Here is a 20105-nt window from a genome sequence, read left to right on the forward strand (position 1 = left end):
CTACGGTACGAGCGTCACCTCTCCGGTGGGCCTCGCGACCAGGCCGGCGTCGGTGGCGGAGTTGAGGGCGCGCTGCCAGTTCAGCTCCACGAGGACCATGACGCCGAGTCCGACGGCGACGGCGAGCAAGGAAGCGATCATGGCTCCAGCGTGCTGGCGCAAGGTAATGAGCGCCGAAGCGCCGCCTGTGAACTCCCTTTGAAACAGACGATTCGGGCGCGGAAACGTTCGCTCAGCGACAGTTTCCGCGCCCAAATCGCGGGGAGCGCGGGGAGTCAGTCCTCCTTGCGAACCAACCGCATCAGCGCCTCGCGGTCCGGCGCCAACAACTCGTCGATGCGCGGCTGGTTGACGTCGGCGACGACGATCTCGCCGACGTCCTCGTGAACGCCTGCGAAGATGCCGTGCGACTTCATCTTCTCGGTTTGGTAGACGTTGTCCTCCGTCGGCGTCACGTAGTAGACCGCGTCGGCCTTGAACCGGTTGATCAGCCAGAGGTGCACCAGGGTCATGAGCCGCTTCTGGCGCAGGTGCTCGGCGAAGGTGTTCTGGTCGCGGACCGTCAGGATGCTGCGTCCGTTGCGATCCTTGATGGGGTCGACGAGCACGTTGGCCAGCTTCTCGTCGCCGTCGCCGTAGATGCCCAACTCGAGCACCTCGCCACCTGCGCGTAGCGGGCGGAACTGCACGCGCAGCGTCTCGTCGAGCTGGTAGTGCTCGCCCCACAGCGCCAGCCAGTCCTCCAGCAGCTTCTTCGGCACCTCGGTCTGCACCAGGTGCTGATGCTGCGTGGAGCCCTTGCCCATCGACTTGGTGGTCGCGGTGCGCCCCGACGACGCGGCCAGCGCGGCGTCGCTTCGCGGGCCGCCGACCAGGGTCTGCGGTGTGCGGTACGGCGACTCGACCAGGCGCATCTTGCGTTGCAGGCGCGCCAGCGCCAGCATGCCGTCCTGCCGCAGCGCGGTGGCGAACTCCTCGGCGGCGACGCCGTCGATCTGGTGGCCGCCGTAGGTCATGAAGTTGAAGACGAAGCCCATCTTCCCGATCTCCTCCGGGAAGGCGCGCATCTCGTCGTCGGTCATGCCGGTGGTGTCCCAGTTGAACGAGGGGGACAGGTTGTAGGCCATCATCTTGTCGGGGTAGACGGCGCGGATCGCCCTGGCGAACTCCCTGGCGTCGGCCAGGTCGGCGGTCTTGGTCTCCATCCACAGGATGTCGGCGAACGGCGCGGCGGCCAGCGACTTCGCGATCGCGTACGGGATGCCGCCGCGCACCTGGTAGTAGCCCTCGGGGGTCTTGGCCCGTTCGCAGTCCCACGGCACGTCGACGCCCAGTTCCCTGGCCTTCTCGCGCGCCGCGTAGAGCGACGCGGTCTTGGCGAACTCGCGCCACTGCGCGGGGGTCAGCGCCACCGGCTCGCCCTCGCGCTCGCGGAAGGCCACCATCTCGGCCACTGCCTCGCCGTAGGTCTCGAGGCCCGCGTCGGCTTGCCACGCGTCGACGAACTGCGACTCGACGGTGTCGAAGAGGTCGTCGACCGAGGTCTCCTTGCCGTCCTTCCAGCTCGCCGCCGCCTCGGTGACGAGTTTGGCGACGCCGTGGCGTTCCAGCCAGGCGTCGGCGGCCGCGTACTCCCCGTCGGGTAGTGCGTAGAGCAGATGACCGCGCAGGTCGGTGACGCCCTGGGCGTGGAAGCTGCGCATGAGGGCCAGGAAGCAGGCCTTGTACGGCGGGACCTTGAGGTTGGTCGCGCCGAGCAGGAACGGTTGGTCGCGCTCGTCGGCGCGGCTGTCGATGAGGTTCGCCGCCTCGGCGTCGGTCCGCGCCACGATGATGCCGGGCACCCGCATGATGTCGAGTTGGAAGCGTGCGGTGTTGAGGCGCTTGATCTGCTCGTCGGACGGCACCAGGACCTTGCCGCCCTGATGGCCGCACTTCTTGGTCCCCGGTCGCTGGTCTTCGATGTGGTAGCCGGGAACGCCGGACTCGACGAAGCGACGAATCAGATTGCGCACGTGCGGGTCTCCGCCGTGGCCGGTGTCGGCGTCGGCGATGATGAACGGCCGGTAGTCGACCGCCGGCGTGGCGGCCCGCTGTTGGGGGGTCATCTTGAGGCGCAGGTACTGCTGGTTGCGGTCCGCGGTGAGCAGCGCTCGCACCAGGCCGGCGGCTTCGTCGGGCACCTGGCTCAGGGGATAGCTGGCGAGGTCGGGCCCGGGGTCCTCGCTGATGGAGCCCTTCGCCGACGTCGCCCAACCGCCGAGGTAGATGCCCTCGATGCCCATCCGCTTGATCGTCACGGCCTGCCCAGGCGAGTAGGGGCCGAAGGTGGTGATGCTCTTCTGCTGGGCGCCGAGTTCGCGGAGGCGGGCGTAGAACGCGCCGGCCGCCTCGCGGGCCACCGGATAGTCCGTCGGGATGGTGCCGCGCTGCTCGGCGACCTGCCGTGCGGTGTACAGACGGACGATCCCCTCGAAGCGTGGACTGTCGAAGTACCGCTGCGTCGCGGCGAGGTCGTCGTCGAAGGATGTGCTGGCCTGGACGTCCGGTTCGGTCATCGTCATGCGTTCAAGCTCCTCGTCGAGCATGTTTCCTGGTGATGGTGCGAGTGTATGGCGGTTGCCACGCGGGAAGTTTCGATTCACCCATCTCAGCGATTTCGGGTGGACCTCACAGGCTCACCGACGGTCAGCCTGTCTAACTGTCAGTGTGACAACGACATTGGAATTGCCCGTCCCGGCGAGTGACGAATGGCCAGGAGCGGTGCCGCCGCGGGAACGCCGGGACCGTGTCGGCTTCGCCCTTCTGCTGGTGTTCACCGCCGTCACCTACCTGTGGAACATCACCGTCAACGGGATGGGCAACCAGTTCTACGCCGCCGCCGCGCAAGCCGGTTCGAAGAACTGGGAGGCGTTGCTGTTCGGGTCTCTGGACAGCCAGAACTTCATCACCGTCGACAAGCCGCCGGTGTCGCAGTGGGTGATGGGCCTGGCCGGGCAGATCTTCGGCTTCAGCAGCGCCAGCATGTTGATCCCCGAGGCGCTGATGGCCGTTGCCACGGTGGCCCTGCTGTACGCGACGGTCCGGCGCGTCGGCGGGCCGAACGCGGCACTGCTCGCCGGGTTCGCCTTCGCCCTGACTCCCGTCGCGGCGCTGATGTTCCGGTTCAACAACCCCGATGCGGTGATGGTGTTGCTGATGACGGCCGCGGTCTACTGCGCGGTGCGGGCGCTCGAGCGCGCAAGTGCGACGTGGATCGCGTTGGCCGGTGTCGCCCTCGGATTCGCGTTCCTCGCCAAGATGCTCGAAGGCATCATGGTGATGCCTGCGATCGGCCTGATGTACCTGGTCGCCGCGCCGACGACCTTCGGCAGGCGGGTGCTGCACCTCCTTGGCTCGCTCGTGGCCTTCTTGGTCTCGGCGGGGTGGTTCGTCATCCTCACCCTGCTGTGGCCCGCGTCGTCACGGCCCTATATCGCCGGGTCCACCGACGACAACTTCATGAACCTGGTCCTTGGCTACAACGGCTTCGCACGGGTTCTCGGCAAGGGCAACAACGGCTTTCACCTCAACCCGGTGGTGGGCGCCGCGGCGGACACCCCGTTCGAGGTCAACAACGGCCATCACGGCGGCTTTGGCGGGATGGGCGCCAACTCCCCGGGGCTGACCCGGCTGTTCACCGGGGAGTTCGGCTTCGAGATCGGCTGGCTGCTGCCCGCGGCGCTGGTGGCGCTGGTGCTGGTACTCGTCTCGCGGGGCCGCGCCCCGCGCACCGACCTCACCCGGGCCGGCGCCGTCGTGTTCGGGGTCTGGATGCTGGTCGACGGGCTGGTGCTCAGCTACATGAAGAGCATGGTCCACCCGTACTACTGCCTGTCCTTCGTGCCCGCGGTCTGCGGCATGGTGGCGCTCGGCGTCGGTGAGGCGTGGGGCCGACGTGCCTCCTGGCTCGGCCGCGGCGGACTGGTCGCGATGATCCTGGGCACCGGGGTTTGGAGTTGGTGGCTTCTCGGGCGCAACGCCGAGTGGCTCCCCGCGCTGCGGTGGACGATCCTCTCGGTGAGCGCGATCGGGGCCGTCGGGCTCGTCGTCTCGCTAAGGCCTCGGATGGGACGACACGTCGCCGTGGCCGCGCTGGCCGTCGGGTTGGTCGGCGCCGTGCTGGGGACCGGCGCCTATACGCTCGCCACCCTCGGCCAGCCGCACACCGGGGGCATGCCCATGGTCGGACCCGCCGGAGGGCAACGTCACGGGGGGTGGGATCAGGACGACGACGACGCGCAACTGGACGCCATGCTGCGCGCGACCCACACCGACTTCTCGGCGGCCGTCGACCGCTCCTCCGCCGCGGCGAGCCTCGAACTGGCCACAGACACCGCGGTGATGGCGATCGGCGGCTTCGGCGGCAGCGACCCGACGCCGACGCTGGGTCAGTTCGAGCAGGACGTCGCCAATCACCGGATCGGCTACTACGTCGCCCACCCGGCCGACCACCGGCCCGGTGGTTTCGGCGGTCGGTCGGCGCACGCCGACATCGCCACGTGGGTGGCCGCCAACTTCGCCCCGACGACCGTCGGGACCGTCACGGTGTACGACCTCTCCGTCCCCAACGGCTGAGGCAGGCCGGTTTGCGGTAGCCGGGCGGGGCCGCCTCAGTAGGATGCCTCGCATGCCACTCGCCGACGGGTCGACGTTCGCCGGTTACGTCATCGTGCGACTGCTCGGTGCCGGCGCCATGGGCGAGGTCTACCTGGCACAACACCCCCGGTTGCCGCGTCAGGATGCGTTGAAGGTGATGGCGCAGGCCGTCTCCAGCGACGACGAGTACCGCGAACGGTTCAACCGCGAGGCCCAGAACGTCGCCGCCCTGTGGCACCAGAACGTCGTCGCCGTCCACGATCGCGGCGAGGACGAGGGCCGGCTGTGGATCGCGATGGACTACGTGGAGGGCACCGACGCCGGGCAGCTGCTGAGGGAGAAGGACTACCGCAGCGGGTTGCCGCCTGCCGACGTGGTGCGCATCGTCGGCGCGGTCGCCGACGCGCTGGACTACGCGCACCAACGCCAACTGCTGCACCGTGACGTCAAGCCCGCGAACATCCTCCTTGCCAACATGGACTCCGACCGCTGGCGGGCACTGCTGGCGGACTTCGGCATTGCGCGCCGCGTGGACGACGCGAGCGGCCTGACCGAGACGAACATGGCGGTCGGCACGGTGGCCTACGCCGCGCCGGAGCAGTTGATGGGCCAGACGCTCGACGGTCGCGCCGACCAATATTCACTCGCCGCAACGGCATTCGAGTTGCTGACGGGTTCGCACATGTACCAGGACCGCAATCCCGCGGTCGTCATCAGCAGACACGTGAGCGCGCCGCCGCCGGCGATCGCCGAACGCAAGCCCGAGCTCTCCGAGCTGGGGCCGGTGCTGTCCAAGGCGCTGGCGAAGTCGCCAGCCGACCGCTACGACAGCTGCACCGAGTTCGCCGATGCGTTGGCTCGGCACCTCGCCGGATGCGGTGACGCGTCCGGCGTCGAGGACACGGTGCTGGCCAGCCGGCTCGGCTCGTCGGGTTCCCCCGCGAAGAGCGCGCGTGGCCGGACGTGGTGGCTTGGCGTCGCCGCGGTGGTGGCCGTCGCAGTGCTGCTGATCGGGGGTGTCGTCGCAGGCATCTTCATCGCGCGCGACCAGAGCTCGAAGGTCGCGCAGCCGACTGCGTCCTCGCCAGCGATGCCGGTGGTCCTCGTCGGCGCGGACTGCCAAGTGCTCGGTGCCGCAGGCATTTCCGACACCGGCCAGAAGGCCTACTGCGCCAAGCTGCCGCCGGCGAACACCATCATGTGGTCATTGGTCTCGGGCGTCGTGCCGTCCCCGACCGTCACCCCGGGACCCAATGACGAGGTCTATCCCGACGGCATCGAGGAGCAGGTGCGCGTCTGCGTCCAACAGACCGGCCAGTCGCGCGTCGAGTGCCGCGACGACATCCGGCGCGGCAACCTGTACGGGCCGGCCTGAGCGGTATCAGGCCAGGGGTCCGATTACGCCTTCGGCGGCGCGGACCAGGGCGCCGGATCGGGCCAGCCCGACGGCGGCGGCGATCTCCGGTGCGAGGAAGCGATCAGGACCGGGTCCTTCGACGCGCTCCCGCAATGCGGCGATCACCGCGCCCGTGGCCGGTGACGGCGTCAACGGTCGGCGCATGTCCAGACCCCTTGCAGCGGTGAGCACTTCGATCGCGAGCACGGTGGTGAGGCCGTCGACGGCGCGGCGCAACTTGCGGGCGGCCGACCAGCCCATGGAGACGTGGTCTTCCTGCATGGCCGACGACGGGATCGAGTCGGCGCTGGCGGGGTTGGCCAGTCGCTTGAGTTCGGAGACGATCCCGGCCTGGGTGTACTGCGCGATCATGTGGCCGCTGTCGACGCCCGGATCGTGGGCGAGGAACGGGTTGAGGCCGTGGCTGCGGTTGACGTCGAGGAAGCGGTCGGTGCGTCGCTCGCTGATGCTGGCGACGTCGGCCACCACGATCGCAAGGAAGTCGAGCACGTAGGCCACTGGCGCACCGTGGAAGTTGCCGTTGGACTCCACCCGACCGTCGAGCGTGACGACGGGATTGTCGATGACGCTGGCGAGTTCGCGTTCGGCGACCGTGCGGGCGTGCGCGGCGGTGTCGCGGGCCGCGCCGGCCACCTGGGGTGCGCAGCGCAGCGAATAGGCGTCCTGGACCCGCGTGCAGTCGGGGGTCTGGTGGCTGGCGACGACCCCGGAGCCCTCCAGCAGGCGGGTCATGTTGGCCGCGGCCGCCCCCTGTCCCGGGTGGGGCCGCAGCTGCTGAAGGTCGGCGGCGAATACGCGGTCGGTGCCTAGCTGACCCTCGACGCTCATGGCGGCCGCGACGTCGGCCAGCCGCAGCAGGTGCTCGAGGTCGGCCAGCGCCAAGACCAGTTGACCGAGCATTCCGTCGGTGCCGTTGATGAGGGCGAGGCCCTCCTTCTCCGCCAGCGTGACGGGGGATAGGCCATGCTCGGCCAGAGCGTGTGCCGACGGCTTGATCTCGCCGGATCGGGTGCGCACGTAACCCTCGCCCATCACCGAAAGTGCCACGTGCGCAAGGGGTGCCAGGTCACCGGAACAGCCGAGACTGCCGTACTCGTGCACCACCGGCGTCAGCCCGGCCGAGATCAGGTCCGCATAGGCCTGGGCGGTCTCGCGGCGGACTCCGGTGCGTCCCGAGGCCAGCGTCGACAGCCGCAGCAGCATCATGGCGCGGATGACCTCGCGCTCGACCTCGGGGCCCGATCCCGCGGCGTGCGAGCGAATCAGACTGCGCTGCAGCTGGGTACGGCTCTCCTTGGGAATGTGTCGCGTCGCCAACGCGCCGAAGCCGGTCGAGACGCCGTACACCGGGGTCGGGTCGTTGGCCAGCGCCTCGATCGTCTCGCGGCTGGCGTCGACGGCGGCGGCCGACTCCGCTGAGAGCACCACCTGGGCGTCCTCGCGGGCGACTGCCACCACGTCGTCGAAGCTGACCGGTCCTATCCCGACGGTCACGGTCATGGGTGGCGACTCTCCTTCTGCGGGGGACACGGGGTCTGGCTAGCCCACCGTAGTCTCACCCGCTGAGGGGTCGGACACGATCGGTAAGCGACGCTCGCGATCAGGACGTGACGTCGGCCGGGCTCGCCTGACAGTGCTCGCACAAGCCCCAGAAGGTGACTTCGGCTTCGCGCACCAGGAATCCGTCGTTGCCGCTGGGGGTGAGGCATGGGGCCTGGCCGACCACGCAGTCGACGTCCTGCACCGCGCCGCACGAGTCGCAGACCAGGTGGTGATGGTTGTCGCCGATCCGCCGCTCGTACAGCGCGGCCGAGCCCGCCGGTTCGAACCGGCGGATCAAGCCAGCTCGCGTCAGGTCGTTGAGCACCATGTAGACCGCCTGCGGGGACGTACCGGGCAGGTCGCCGGAGATGAGCGCGAACACCTTCTCCGCGGTGGCATGGGGGGAGGCTTCCAGGGCGCGGAGCACGGCCATGCGGCCCGAGGTGGCCCGCAGTGACGACCCGCGCAGTTCCTGTTTGTACCGGGTGTTCGCGTCTATGGCATCCACGAGGTCAGCTTAGCATGACCTAACCAATGTGATGACTGAGTCGTTGTATTGACTCATTAAAAACAAGGCGTAGTCTTGTGACAGCTCGACCACCTAGGAGGAACGATGACCATCACCAACCACGACGTTCTCGCCGGCGAATTCGTCGCCTCGCCGACACTGGCCGCCGATCTGCAGACCGTGCTCGTCGGACTCCTGGAGTTGCAGAACCAGGCCAAGCAGGCGCACTGGACGCTCGTCGGCCCCAACTTCCGGTCCACCCATCTGGAACTCGACGAGCTCGTCGACGCCGCCCGCGAGTACGCCGATTCGGTCGCCGAGAGGATGCGCGCCCTCGAGTCCGTTCCCGACGGACGCACGGGCACCGTCGCCACGACCACCTCGCTGGAGGCCTTTCCCGCCGGTGAGGTCGGCGTCGAACGGGCGGTCGCCGTCATCGCCGACCGAATCCTAGGAGTGGTCAACGTCATTCGTGCACTCCACGACGAGGTCGACGCTCAGGACCCGACGAGTGCGGACATCCTGCACACCATCCTCGAGGGGCTGGAGAAGCAGCGGTGGATGTTCACCGCCCAACTGCGCCACGTCTCCTAGTCAGGTGACGGTCGCCGCCTGGACCAGCGACCAGTAGGCGCGTTCGCGTTCGGTGTCGTCGTTCGAGGTGATGGCGCCGAACGCGGCGGCGTCGCGCGCGAACCGCTCCGCGGCGTCGGGCAGGGCGTCGGGGCCCTGCAGCCGGAACTGGCTCGGGGCGAGCGGGCCGAACAGCAGTGCGCGGCGCAGCTCCGGCCAGTCGTCCACGCGTGGCTCGACCCCAGCAGCCCTCGCAAAACCCAACGCAGCCACGTTCATTCGGCTCTTCTGAGACAGGCCGCGCCTCGACTGGTAGAGCTGAACCGCGCGACGCTGATCGGCGTCCGTCGCCGCCGGGATCACGCCACCCCAGGTGTATGCGATCCACCTGGCCTGCAACTCCAACGGCACGAAGTATCCGCCCGATTGGTCCCACATTCCCAGGAACGCCAACCCGGGAAGATCGGGATGGAAGGTGTGCCGGTCGGCGTCGAGGTGTACCGCGTCGAGGCCGACGAGCTTCTGAATCTCCTCGCTCAAATACGGCAGGCTGAGGTCGAACCCGGTACCGAACACGATCCCGTCGAAGTCTTCGGCGTGCCCGTCGGCGAAGGTGACCGTGGTACCCGCGACGGACGTCATCCAGGGCCGCACCGTGATTCGACTCTCGGCGACCAGTGGCAGGTACTGCTGACTGAGCGTCACCCCGGCGGTGAAGAGCGACGGGTCGGGGGCGGGAGCACCGTACTGCTCGGGGCTGCCACCCGCTTCGACGACGATCTCCCTGAGCTGGCGGTCGACCTCGGAGGCGGGCAGTGTCTCGCTGGCGAGCACGCCGTACCGGGTGAAGATCCGATGGTCCGACGGTACGCCTGCCGCGTACTTCGGCAGGACGTATCGCTGACGCCGCTGGGTGACGACCACCTTGTCCGCGCCCTGTTGGGCGAGCTCGGCGGCCACCTCGAGTGCGCTGACCGCGCAACCGGCGATCAGGATGCGCTTGCCGCGCAAGGGTTTCGACCCTCGGTATCGATACGTGGTCGAGGTGCCCGCGACGCCGGTGAAGGTGTCGAGCCCCGGCACGGCCGGGACCGCGGTGGCGTGGAACCGCCCGCTGGCCACCACTACGCGGTCGAATCGACTCTCGTCCCCGCCGTGGCGCAACATCCAGCCGTCGCCGTCCCGACCGAGGTGGTCGACCGCGGTGTCGAACCGGATCCGCGGTAACAGGCCGAACACCTGCGCATACCGCTGCAGGTAGTCGAGGATCTCGGTGCCGGACGGGAAGACGTCGCGGCTGTGCGGCTCCAGATCGCTGAATGCGGTCAGGATGCGGCTGGTGTTGGTGTGCATGCCGGGCCACACCCCGCTCGCACCCGCCAAGCCGGCCCATTGGCCGCCGAGTTCGGCGCTCCGTTCGAAGATCGTCGGCTCGAATCCCTGCGACGCGAGCCACCGCGCCGCGACGAGGCCGCCGGGGCCCGCTCCAATTACGGCCACGTCTCCGGTCATCGGTACACCATCGCACTTTCGCAGGTCGGTCACGAGCTTCGGGGCGTAAGAAGGAACGATGCGCGTCATCACCGTCGAAGAGCACTTCCACCACCCGCAGTCGGTGGCGCGGGTCCTCGAGTTGTCGGGGGCGGGTCCGATCACCCCAGACGCCGGGTTCGGCGAGTTCCTCGGCACGTTCATGCCCGACCGCGAGTCCGCCGAACGCCTCGCAGGCAAACGCCTGGCCCACATGGACGGCGCCGGCATCGACGTCCAGGTGGTCTCCCACGGCGCGAACAGCCCGGGCAACCTGGCGCATCCCGATGCCGTCGAGCTGTGCCGCACGGTGAACGACGCCCTGGCTCAGCAGATCTCGGAGCACCCGACCCGATTTCGCGGTTTCGCGACGCTGCCGCTCTACGATCCCGCCACGGCGGCCGACGAGCTGCGGCGGTGCGTCGAGGAGCTGGGCTTCGTTGGGGCACTCACCCACGGCAGCATTGAGGGAGCGTTCCTCGACGACCCGAGGTTCGAGCCGGTCCTCGCGACGGCCGAGGCCGTCAACCGGCCGATCTACGTTCACCCCGGCATGCCGGAGAAGGCGGTCTCGACGCCGTACTACGCAGGCGCCTGGCCCGCTGCGGTGCACTTCCTGTTCGCCGGCCCGGCGTTTGGCTGGCACGCCGAGGCGGGCATCCACGTCATCCGGCTCATTCTCTCCGGCGCGCTGGACAGGCACCCCAATCTCAAGCTGTTGAGCGGACATTGGGGTGAGTTGGTCGCGGGCTGGCTCGACCGCCTCGACGAGGTGGTCGGGTGGGCCGACCACCTGGACCGCGCACCCAGCGCCTACTACCGCGAGCAGGTGTGGGCGACGCCGTCGGGGATGTTCAGCCAGAACCAGCTGAACTTCATCGTCGCCGAGATCGGTGCCGACCGGATCATCCACTCCGAGGACTATCCGTACGTGGTGCGGGACAACGTCTCCGCGTTCCTGGAGGAGGCCGATCTCACTGACGAGCAGCGCGGCGCGATCGCCCACGGCAACGCGGAGGCGCTGCTGGGGATATCAGGGGAGTAGCAGGAAGACGTCGTCGAGCACCCGCGGCCTCCCGGCCCGCTCGGCCGTTCGGCGGGACACCTCGTTGAGCCGGTCGACGGTGCCGACCAACATCCGGTCGCCGTGATTGGCAGGACGGCTCGCCCAGGCGCGTTGAGCCGACGCGGCATAGCCGTGGCCGGCGTAGTCGGCGTCGACCACCTCTTCGTTGATCTCGTCGGCGTCGATCCAGCCGACCCGGCCGGGTGCCGCGGCGAAGACTCCGATGGCCTCGATCGCACTGTCGCACAGCATGATCGCCTGCAGCTGCCCGGCCGAATGCCACTCGCGCACGTCGTCCGGATCGGCCGGTGAGACGTTGCGCGCCAGGTCGGGATCGTCGACGGCCAACCGCTCGTAGCGGCGGCGGAGCATTGCGATCGCGTCGTCGACGTCCTCGAACGGCGCCAGCGACACTCGTCCGTCCGGTGCGGGCATGTCGCGGTATCGGGCGAGGTGAACACCGCAGTCCAGCAGCACCCGCGGGCCGCACAGGGTGCCGGGCCGCGCCCGCAGTCGCGCGAATCGTGCCGCGAACGGCGACCATTCACGGTGGACGCAGTCCCGAAGGGCGTCGAGGTCGTCGAAGTCGTGCCCGACCACCTCGACGAAGGGCCTGCCGACGTCGCGCCCGTAGAAGCGAATCCCGCCGAGAAGGGCGCCGCGTGACGTCTCGACGACGCGGTGCGCGTAGTCGTCCGGCTCGACGCCAGGCAAGCTCACGTGATCGGTGAACACGCTGACATAGGCGGGATCGTCGACCTTCGCGAACTCGCCATCCAGCCAGTCGGCCACCAGAAGCGCGCCGCGCCGACCGAACAGGGTGAGCGCAAGCTCGCGCTGCTCTCGTAGCGAGCCGTCGAGAAGCCGCTGGTAGACCCGGGATTGCTGCATCGGGGACGAGAGTGCCACGGACCGCGGCGGGTGGCCATCGAATTTTTCACCAGCGCGGATCGCGCGCGATGGGGCAGTTGGGCTTTATCGTGTCGCTGTGCCGGAGATGGATCGTCGAAACCTTCTTTTCATGTCGGGGCTGGGCCTGTTGGCCGCAGCGATCCCGCTACCCACCGCGGGCGCCGCACCGCCGGCACCCGGCCCGGTACCAGGACCGCCGGAGACGGCCACCCCCGCGTTCCTGTTCCACGACGAGTTCGACGGACCGGCCGGTTCGGCACCCGACCCGTCGAAGTGGACGGTCGCCACCGCCCGCGAGACCATCAAGAATCCGGTGTTCTGGGACCGCCCCGAGAACATGGGGCAGTACCGCAACGACCGCCGCAACGTCTTCCTGGACGGCAACTCCAACCTCGTCATTCGCGCGACGAAGGAGAACGGAAAGTACTTCAGCGGCAAGCTCACCGGGACGTGGCGCGGCGGCATCGGCCTGACGTGGGAGGCCCGGGTGAAGTTCGACTGCCTGACGCTGGGCTGCTGGCCCGCGTGGTGGCTGCTCAACAACGATCCGGCCCGCGGCGGTGAGATCGACGTCGTCGAGTGGTACGGCAACGACAGCTGGCCGTCGGGGTCGACGGTTCACGCCCGGCTGGACGGGACGTCGTTCGCCACCCAGCCATTCGAGGTGGACAGCGCGTGGCACGTCTGGCGCTGCACCTGGACCGACGCCGGGATGTACTTCTGGCGCGACTACGCCCCGGGTATGGAGCCGTATTTCACCGTTCCGGCGAACTCGCTCGACGATTGGCCGTTCAACGACCCGGGCTACCAGCTGTCCCCGATGCTCAACCTGGCGGTGGCCGGCTCAGGAGGCGGAGATCCCGCCGGCGGCACGTATCCGGCGGACATGCTCGTCGACTGGGTCCGCGTCTGGTGACGTGCCGGCAGCGCGTCTCACAAGCACTGCCTCGTGAGCACCGTCACGCCGGCTAGTTCGGCTCGTGGTGGAATAAAAACCCGCTTCCATTCGTCCGTTACTACGAAGGACTAATGAACGTTTGGAAGAAGGAGCAACCCCATGAGTTCCAGTAGCACAAGGACGTTCGCGGCGATCGCCGGTGGCGCCATGGTCACCCTCGGCATCGTCGGCGCGACCATCGCCCAAGCCGCGCCGGGCGCCGTAGCCGACTCCGAGATGTCCACGGGGACCACCAGCACGGTCACCACCGCGCCGGGAACGCCACCGATCCCGATGGCCCAGCCCGGCATCAAGGGACCGGCACCCCTGCCCGTCGAAGAGCAGGGTCTGCCCGGCTGAGTCTCAGCACTCGAGGTAGGTCGACGGCCCTGGCAGTGGTACGCCGGGGCCGTCGTCATGTCGGGCACCGTCGTAAATTTCGGGCTAAGCGCCGGGCGGCGAGGCCTTCGAATCAGCTGGTGACGACGGTGCCTTACCGGGATGGCCAGTCGAACGCCTTCTTGCGGAACCTTTGGTAGGCATTGCCGCGAGCAATGCCGAGCGCCGCGCCGATCTGGCCCCATCCGGCGCCCAGCGCACGGGCCGCGTCCACTGCGCTCTGCAGCTCGCTCTGGATCCGTTCGAGACTGCCCAGGGCCCCGGACTGCTTGGCTGCGGCGAGTTCCCGGCCGGCGGCGGCGACGTCTTCCAGCGCTGCAGCCACCACGGCAGGATCTGGATCGATGGTCGTGTCGGCAGGGGTCATGTGATCATCTCCCTTCGCTTGGCAAACCGTATCGCGTCGAACACGGCACTGTCGAGTGACGACATTGTGACATACCTGCAGGTGATAGCCGTGTTGCTCAGATGAGCAGTCGACCTCGTGGTGTATCTGGCAATCGGCGGGAGTGTCATCCAACGAGGTCGTGGGGCGCGGTGAGACGGCCAATCCCATCCCCGTGTCAGACCCCGGGACGAGGGACGGGAGAATCGACTCGACACTCGAAGAGAGGCTCCCATGCTGCGCGACTTTCCCGACGTGGTCGTCACCGGATTCGCGACGACCAACGCCCTCGCGGTGGACGCCGAAGCGACCTGGGCCGCCCTGTTGGACGGCGGCAGCGGAATTCGCCGGCTGTCCGGTGCCTTCGTCGAGGACCTGGATCTCCCGGTGAAGATCGGCGGTCAACTCCTCGAAGACTTCGACACCGAACTCAGCAGGGTGGAGCTGCGCCGGCTGTCGTACCAGCAGAAGATGGCTCTGGTCCTCGGGCGGCGCGCGTGGGCCCACAGCGGCTCGCCCGACATGGATCCGACCAGGCTCTCGGTGTCGGTCGGCACCGGCTTTGGCAACGCCGAGGAAGTCATCCTCGCCTACATCGCCATGCGCAAGCGAGGCATGAAGGCGGTGTCTCCGCTGGCCGTTCAGATGTTCATGCCCAACGGAGCCGCCGCGGCGGTTGGACTCGACCGTGCGGCGCGCGCGGGCGTATCGGCGCCGATGATGGCCGACGCGTCGGGAGCGGGTGCCATCGCGCAGGCCTGGCAACAAATCGTCTTCGGTGACGCCGACGTCGTGATCTGTGGCGCCGTGGAGTCGCCGATCGAGGGAGTGCCCATTGCGGCCTACTCCCAGTTCGACGGCATGATGGCCGCCGGCGACGACCCCGCGGGCGCGTGCCGACCGTTCGACGAGGACCGTCGCGGCATGGTTCTCGGCGAAGGCGGCGCCCTGCTGGTCATCGAGACCGAGGAGCACGCGAAGGCCAGGGGCGCGAACATCCATGCTCGGCTACTCGGAGCGGCGACCACCTCCGACGGATACGACGCAGTGCGTTCCGATCCCAGTGCGGAACAAGAAGCCCAGGCCCTGATGCGAGCCATCCAACTGGCGGGCCTCACCGCCGACGACGTGGACTTCGTCAACGCTCACGCCGCGGGCACCGTCGACGGCGACCTCGTCGAGGCCACCGCGTTGGAGAAGGTGTTCGGCGCCGGTCGTCCCGCCGTGTACGCGCCAAAGGCCGCCTTGGGCAACACCTTTGGTTCTGCCGGAGCCATCGAGGCGGTGTTGACGGTGCAGGCCCTACGCGACGGCGTGGTGCCGCCGACCCTGAACCTCACTCGGCTCGACGAGCGAATCGACCTGGACGTCGTCACCGGCGAACCCCGTCGGTCCGACTACCGCTACGCCGTGAGCAACACGTTCGCCTTCGGCGGCCACAACGTGGTGCTGGCCTTCGGCAAGTACTAGTCGGCTCAGGCGCCGACGGCCTGCTCGAGCTCGGCCAGCGAGTTCTCCAGGTGCATCAGCAGCCGCTGCAGGTGCGGCACGCTGCGTCGGCAGCCGACCAAGCCGAAGTCGAGGTTGTCGCCGTTGTTGGTCATGGTGATGTTGAGCGCCTGACCGTCGAGCGCGATGGAGAACGGATAGTTGCCGTCGAGGCGGGCGCCGTTCCAGTACAACGGTTCCGACGCACCGGGGACGTTGGAGATGACGATGTTGAACGGCGGCGGCGCCGACGAGACGAAGCCGGGGAGCAGCCCCATCGCCAGGCCCGACATCAGCACGGCCGAGAGGGCCAGGGCCTGTGTCCGCGGCAGCTCGGCGAACACCTTCTTGTTGTCGGTCATCGACGTGCTGATCGCGTCGAGCCGCTTGGCCGGGTCGACGACGTCGGTGGCCAGGTTGCACAGGATGGTGCCCACCATGTTGCCGCCGGCGTCCTGTTCGTCCTTGGTGCGCAGGCTCACCGGCACCATCGCGACCAGCGGAGCGTCGGGAAGGGCCGCGCGTTCGACGAGATATGCCCGCAGGGCTCCCGCGCACATCGCCAGCACGACGTCGTTGACGGTGACGCCTGCGGCGGACTTGACGGCCTTGATCCGCGCCATCGGCCACGACTGTGCGGCGACGCGCCGTGCTCCACCGATCGGGACGTTGAACATCGTCTTCGGAGCGCGGAACGGCAACGTAAGTTGCTGTTCCAGTAGCGCGGCCCTGGCGATCGACAGGGTCGAAGGAGCCAGCGACGCGATCGAGCCGACGGTCCCGGTGAGGGACTGCAGGGCAGACCGGCCTTCGGTGGCGCGCTCGGTCCGCTGCTTGGGGCCGAGCGTCCAGGGCACCCGCATCTCGGTGTCCGTTGGATCGGTCGTCATCGACCGGATGGTCAACCGCTGGGCGCTGACGCCGTCGAGCAGTGAGTGGTGGATCTTGGTGTAGACCGCGAAGCGGCCGTCTCCCAGGCCCTCGATCAGGCTCGCCTCCCATAGCGGTCGGTGCCGGTCGAGGAGGGTGCCGTGCAACCGCGACACCAACTCCAGGAGATCGCGGACGCGGCCCGGTCGGGGCAACCCCGAGCGGCGCAGGTGGTAGTCGATGTCGACGTCGTCGTCGATTGCCCAGGCCAAGTTGGAGATGCCGCCGAGCACCCGGCCCGGGTGCTTCCGGAACGTCTGCTGAAAGTCGTCGTTCTTGACGATGGTCTCGTACATGTCCCGGATGAAGTCCGGTCCGGCGCCCTCGGGTGGTTCGAACAGCTGCAGACCGGCGACGTGCATGGGGTGTTCGCGCGATTCACCGAGCAGGAACATCGAATCGGTCGGCGACATCAGCTTCATGGGTGTGACGGTACCCACAGTCCCTGGTATTCACGCCCTCGAGTCACGTGTTCAGCCCTGGGGTAGTCGAACCACCTGGACGAAGAACTCGTCGATCTGGCGGACCGCGTTCATGAACTGGTCCAAATCCACCGGCTTGGTGACGTAGGCGTTGGCGTGCAGCTTGTAACTACGCAGGATGTCCTCTTCTGCCGAAGACGTGGTGAGCACGACGACCGGGATGTGGTTCAGATTCGGATCGGACTTGATCTTCTCCAGCAGCTGGCGGCCGTCGTACTTCGGCAGGTTCAGGTCGAGCAGGATCAGGTCGGGCGTCGGGGCGTTTTCGAAGGCGCCGCGCCGATACAGGAAGTCCAGGCCCTCCTCGCCGTCGTGTGCCACGTGCAGATTGTTCTTGATCTTGTTGTGCTCAAAGGCTTCCCGGGTGATGAGTTCGTCACCGGGGTCGTCCTCCACCAGCAGGACGTCGATCGGTTTCGCGGCTGATGTCATGGGGTCGTTCCTTCCAGGGATGATGCAGGGACGAGCGTCGGGGTGGGTACGGGCAGGGTGAAGCGGAACCGGGTGCCGTCGGTGTACGCGGTGTCGATCCAGATGGCGCCGCCGTGGTGTTCGACGATCTTCTTGCACAGGGCCAGGCCGATGCCCGTTCCACCGTAGGAGTCGCGGCCGTGTAGGCGCTGAAAGATGATGAACACCTTGTCGACGAACTCCGGGGCGATGCCAATCCCGTTGTCCGACAACGTAAACGAGTAAAGGTCGGCATCGTCTGCTCGCTGCCATTCGATCGTCATGCGCGGCGCGACGCCGTCCTTGCTGAACTTCATCGCGTTGCCGATCAGGTTCTGCCACAGCATGGCAAGGAGCGTCGGGTCGCCGACGACGTGGGGAAGCGGCTCGGCGGGGCGGACGATGTCAGCCTCGGATTCCTCTATCGCGACGGAGAGGTTGGCGAGTCCGTCGTCCAGGGCGGCGTCGAGGTCGACGTCGGTCTGGGCGGCGTTGAGCCGGCCGACGCGCGAGAAGGTCAGCAGGTCGTTGATCAGCACCTGCATGCGCTTGGCGCCGTCGACTGCGAAGTCGATGTACTCGACGCCGCGGTCGTCGAGTTTGTCGCGATACCGCTTCTCGAGCAGCTGGCAGAACGAGGTGACCTTGCGGAGCGGTTCCTGGAGATCGTGGGAGGCGACGTAGGCGAACTGTTCGAGTTCGGCGTTCGACCGGCGCAACTCGACGGTCTGCTCGTCCAGTTGGGCTTCTGCCGAACGGGAGGCGTCGAGCTCGTCGACGATCCGCTGCCGCATGTTCTCGACGTCGACGGCGATGGCGCGGATGTCCTTGGGCCCCTGGGGGACGATCTGCTTGGCGAAGTCGCCCTCGGTGATGCGCCGGCATGACGCCGCGAGTGACGCCAGCGGTCGGGTGACCGCCGTCTGCATCACGATGGCCAGCGCGGCCGCGGTCACCAGCAGCGCCACCACGATCGCGCCGAGAAAGGCGTTGCGCCACCAGCGAATCCGATCCAGGTCTTCGATTCCCGCCGACCTCGCCGCGCTGAGGTGCTCGTTCTGGGTGTCGAAAAGCGCTCGGATGCGGTCGAACTCGGTCTTTCCGCGGTCGGCGACGCCCGAGTCGACCACGGTGCGGGTACCGGGCTGGATGGTGGCGATCAGCGGTTCGGCGAACGAGGACCGCCAGGCAGCGGCCGCCTGATCGATCGCGTCGACGTCGGCGAGCAGCTCCTTGCGGCCTCCCGCCCGTTGGCGGAGCTCTTCGGCGGCCGCCGCCTGGGCCTGCTGCCCGGCGTAGTACGGGTCGAGGAATTGGCGGTCGGCCGAGATGGCGTATCCCCGGGTGGCGGTCTCCTGGTCGCGCAGCGCCGCCTGCATTTGGTATGCCGCCGAGCGCGACGGCTGGATCTCGTCGACCATCTGGTGGGCCACTGCGTCGTACCTGCTGAGCAGCAGGCCTCCGGCGATTCCGGCGCCGAGGACGAGCAGGCCCATGATGGTCAGCACCAGGGTCTGCCAGCCCTGCACGGTGAGTGGCGACGACCGTCTCGGCATCGTGGCGGGGTCAGTTTCGGCCGTGGTCGTCATCAGTCCGTCCGCTCCACCCGTACGACGGCGATGTCGTCGGACAGGCCGCCGTGCAGCCCGGCGATCTTTTCAGCGCCCCCGATGAGTGCCTCCACGAACGCCGTGCCGGTCAGTGCCGCCTGCGATCTGGCCACTTCGAGCAGGCCGTCCTCGCCGAGTCGTTCGTTCCCGACGCCGGAGTGCCCTTCGAACAGCCCGTCGGTGAGCAGCAGCAGGCCGTGGCCGGCAGGCAACTCCATCTCGACGACCGGCCAGTCCGTCGCACCGATGCCGAGGGCGGGTCCGGCGGCCGGCTCCAACCATTCCACCGTGTCGGGTCCGTGCAGCAGCATGCCGGGATGTCCCGCCCGGACCGCGGTGAAGCTGCGGTCGTGCGGGGACAGCGCAAGGCTCAGCACCGTCGCAAAGATCCGCGGTCCCGGGCTCTCCGCACGCAGGATCCGCTCCAGCTGACGCATGCGTTCGTTGCCGCGAAGGCCGGCAAAGGTCAACGCCCGCCAGCCAATTCGCAAGGCGACCCCGAGGGCGGCCTCGTCGGGGCCGTGCCCCGCCACGTCGCCGACCATCACGTGGACGGTCCGGTCGGGGGTTTGGACGAAGTCGTAGAAGTCACCGCCGAGCAGCGCGTTCGCGCGGCTGGGGCGGTACTTGGCCACGATGTCGACGCCAGGGTTGTCGAGGAGCAGCGGCGACGGCAGCAGGCCGCGCTCGAGGCGGGAGTTCTCCTGCGCCCGAAGCTGGCTGGACCGCAGATCCGCCGAGGTGATCTCGGCGCGCTTGCGTTCGATCGCGTAGAGCAGGGCGCGCCGCAGCATCTCGGCTTCGACGCGCCCCTTGACGAGGTAGTCCTGCGCGCCGGATGCGAGCGCCGACACGCCGAAGTGCTCGTCGTTGAGCCCGGTGAGCACCACGATCGGGATGGTGGGGTCGCACTTGGTGACGCGGTCGAGCGCGGCAATGCCGTTCGCGTCGGGAAGGTTCAGATCGAGCAGAATGCAGTCCGGCCGCAGCTTGGCCAGTTCCACCTCGGCGACGGCCATCGTCGGTGCCCAGGCCAACCGGATGTCGATGTCGGCGTCCAAGACGAGTTCCTCGACCAGCAGTGCGTCTCCACGGTCGTCCTCAACCAGCAGGACCGACAGGGGGCGGGTCTGGGCGCCTACGCCGGCCCCAGCCGTTGGGTCAGAGTCGGGTGCAGCCCCCACCGGAACCACATCCTTCGAACGTCGCATCACGGGGCTGCCGCTGCTTGACAGTCA

Annotated in this window: 18 protein-coding genes; 7 read left to right on the plus strand and 11 right to left on the minus strand. The window is 68.2% G+C overall.

The genetic code is table 11. The features are described from left to right. On the minus strand, positions 1-141 hold the full coding sequence (locus tag ASD37_RS31700; RefSeq protein ID WP_156721118.1) for a hypothetical protein: 141 nt from the start codon (positions 139-141) through the stop codon (positions 1-3). A 134-nt stretch (positions 142-275) separates the two neighbouring features. Further along, complete coding sequence (aceA, locus tag ASD37_RS26260) at positions 276-2564, minus strand: isocitrate lyase ICL2 (protein ID WP_056559930.1); 2289 nt, start codon at positions 2562-2564, stop codon at positions 276-278. 145 nt (positions 2565-2709) lie between these two features. On the opposite strand from aceA, the gene ASD37_RS26265 reads away from it, so the two are divergent. Together ASD37_RS26265 and ASD37_RS26270 are read left to right on the plus strand one after the other, a co-directional pair. Further along, the gene (locus ASD37_RS26265) at positions 2710-4617 is read left to right on the plus strand and encodes a glycosyltransferase family 39 protein (protein ID WP_056558692.1); all 1908 of its coding nucleotides are present in this window, start codon (positions 2710-2712) and stop codon (positions 4615-4617) included. Between the two features lie 52 nt (positions 4618-4669). After that, positions 4670-6013: a serine/threonine-protein kinase gene (locus ASD37_RS26270; protein WP_056558694.1), complete on the plus strand. Its 1344-nt coding sequence runs from the start codon at positions 4670-4672 to the stop codon at positions 6011-6013. Positions 6014-6019: 6 nt separating this feature from the next. Here ASD37_RS26270 and hutH read toward each other — a convergent pair whose 3' ends face one another. Together hutH and ASD37_RS26280 are read right to left on the minus strand one after the other, a co-directional pair. Further along, entirely contained in the window at positions 6020-7555 is a 1536-nt protein-coding gene (gene hutH, locus ASD37_RS26275; protein ID WP_056558698.1) for a histidine ammonia-lyase, read from the minus strand. 100 nt (positions 7556-7655) lie between these two features. After that, positions 7656-8096 carry a Fur family transcriptional regulator gene (locus ASD37_RS26280; RefSeq protein WP_056559933.1) on the minus strand — a complete coding sequence of 147 codons (441 nt, stop codon included), beginning with the start codon at positions 8094-8096 and terminating at the stop codon, positions 7656-7658. A gap of 114 nt (positions 8097-8210) precedes the next feature. On the opposite strand from ASD37_RS26280, the gene ASD37_RS26285 reads away from it, so the two are divergent. After that, the gene (locus ASD37_RS26285; RefSeq protein ID WP_056558701.1) at positions 8211-8699 is read left to right on the plus strand and encodes a Dps family protein; all 489 of its coding nucleotides are present in this window, start codon (positions 8211-8213) and stop codon (positions 8697-8699) included. On the opposite strand, the gene ASD37_RS26290 is transcribed toward ASD37_RS26285, so the two are convergent. Next, positions 8700-10190, minus strand: a complete 1491-nt coding sequence (locus ASD37_RS26290) for an NAD(P)/FAD-dependent oxidoreductase (protein ID WP_056559935.1) — start codon at positions 10188-10190, stop codon at positions 8700-8702. It abuts the gene before it with no gap. Between the two features lie 58 nt (positions 10191-10248). On the opposite strand from ASD37_RS26290, the gene ASD37_RS26295 reads away from it, so the two are divergent. Continuing rightward, the gene (locus tag ASD37_RS26295; RefSeq protein WP_056558704.1) at positions 10249-11253 is read left to right on the plus strand and encodes an amidohydrolase family protein; all 1005 of its coding nucleotides are present in this window, start codon (positions 10249-10251) and stop codon (positions 11251-11253) included. On the opposite strand, the gene ASD37_RS26300 is transcribed toward ASD37_RS26295, so the two are convergent. Further along, positions 11242-12165, minus strand: a complete 924-nt coding sequence (locus ASD37_RS26300; protein WP_156721119.1) for a hypothetical protein — start codon at positions 12163-12165, stop codon at positions 11242-11244. The two genes, ASD37_RS26295 and ASD37_RS26300, sit on opposite strands and share 12 nt — an antisense overlap. A gap of 106 nt (positions 12166-12271) precedes the next feature. Between ASD37_RS26300 and ASD37_RS26305 the strand changes: the two genes are divergently transcribed. Together ASD37_RS26305 and ASD37_RS26310 are read left to right on the plus strand one after the other, a co-directional pair. Next, positions 12272-13102 (plus strand): family 16 glycosylhydrolase, encoded by an 831-nt coding sequence (locus tag ASD37_RS26305; protein WP_056558710.1) that lies wholly within the window; start codon positions 12272-12274, stop codon positions 13100-13102. Positions 13103-13243: 141 nt separating this feature from the next. After that, on the plus strand, positions 13244-13483 hold the full coding sequence (locus ASD37_RS26310; protein WP_056558713.1) for a hypothetical protein: 240 nt from the start codon (positions 13244-13246) through the stop codon (positions 13481-13483). Between the two features lie 133 nt (positions 13484-13616). Here ASD37_RS26310 and ASD37_RS26315 read toward each other — a convergent pair whose 3' ends face one another. Further along, positions 13617-13889, minus strand: a complete 273-nt coding sequence (locus tag ASD37_RS26315) for a hypothetical protein (RefSeq protein WP_056558715.1) — start codon at positions 13887-13889, stop codon at positions 13617-13619. 252 nt (positions 13890-14141) lie between these two features. Here ASD37_RS26315 and ASD37_RS26320 point away from each other — a divergent pair, with 252 nt between their 5' ends. Further along, positions 14142-15377 carry a KasA/KasB family beta-ketoacyl-ACP synthase gene (locus ASD37_RS26320; protein ID WP_056558719.1) on the plus strand — a complete coding sequence of 412 codons (1236 nt, stop codon included), beginning with the start codon at positions 14142-14144 and terminating at the stop codon, positions 15375-15377. 5 nt (positions 15378-15382) lie between these two features. Here the strand turns inward: ASD37_RS26320 and ASD37_RS26325 are convergent, their stop codons facing one another. From ASD37_RS26325 to ASD37_RS26340, 4 genes are read right to left on the minus strand one after another with little or no spacing between them, the layout of a single operon-like run. Further along, positions 15383-16747, minus strand: coding sequence for a wax ester/triacylglycerol synthase family O-acyltransferase (locus ASD37_RS26325; protein ID WP_056558723.1), 1365 nt, complete (start codon positions 16745-16747; stop codon positions 15383-15385). 51 nt (positions 16748-16798) lie between these two features. Beyond that, positions 16799-17239, minus strand: a complete 441-nt coding sequence (locus ASD37_RS26330) for a response regulator (protein WP_056558726.1) — start codon at positions 17237-17239, stop codon at positions 16799-16801. Continuing rightward, entirely contained in the window at positions 17236-18846 is a 1611-nt protein-coding gene (locus tag ASD37_RS26335) for a CHASE3 domain-containing protein (protein ID WP_056558729.1), read from the minus strand. Before ASD37_RS26335 ends, ASD37_RS26330 begins: the two co-directional genes overlap by 4 nt. Beyond that, the gene (locus ASD37_RS26340; protein ID WP_082570441.1) at positions 18846-20078 is read right to left on the minus strand and encodes a SpoIIE family protein phosphatase; all 1233 of its coding nucleotides are present in this window, start codon (positions 20076-20078) and stop codon (positions 18846-18848) included. The genes ASD37_RS26335 and ASD37_RS26340 overlap by 1 nt, the downstream gene beginning before the upstream one ends. Between the last annotated feature and the right edge of the window lie 27 nt (positions 20079-20105).

The organism is Mycobacterium sp. Root135 (assembly GCF_001426545.1).
Taxonomy (GTDB): domain Bacteria; phylum Actinomycetota; class Actinomycetes; order Mycobacteriales; family Mycobacteriaceae; genus Mycobacterium.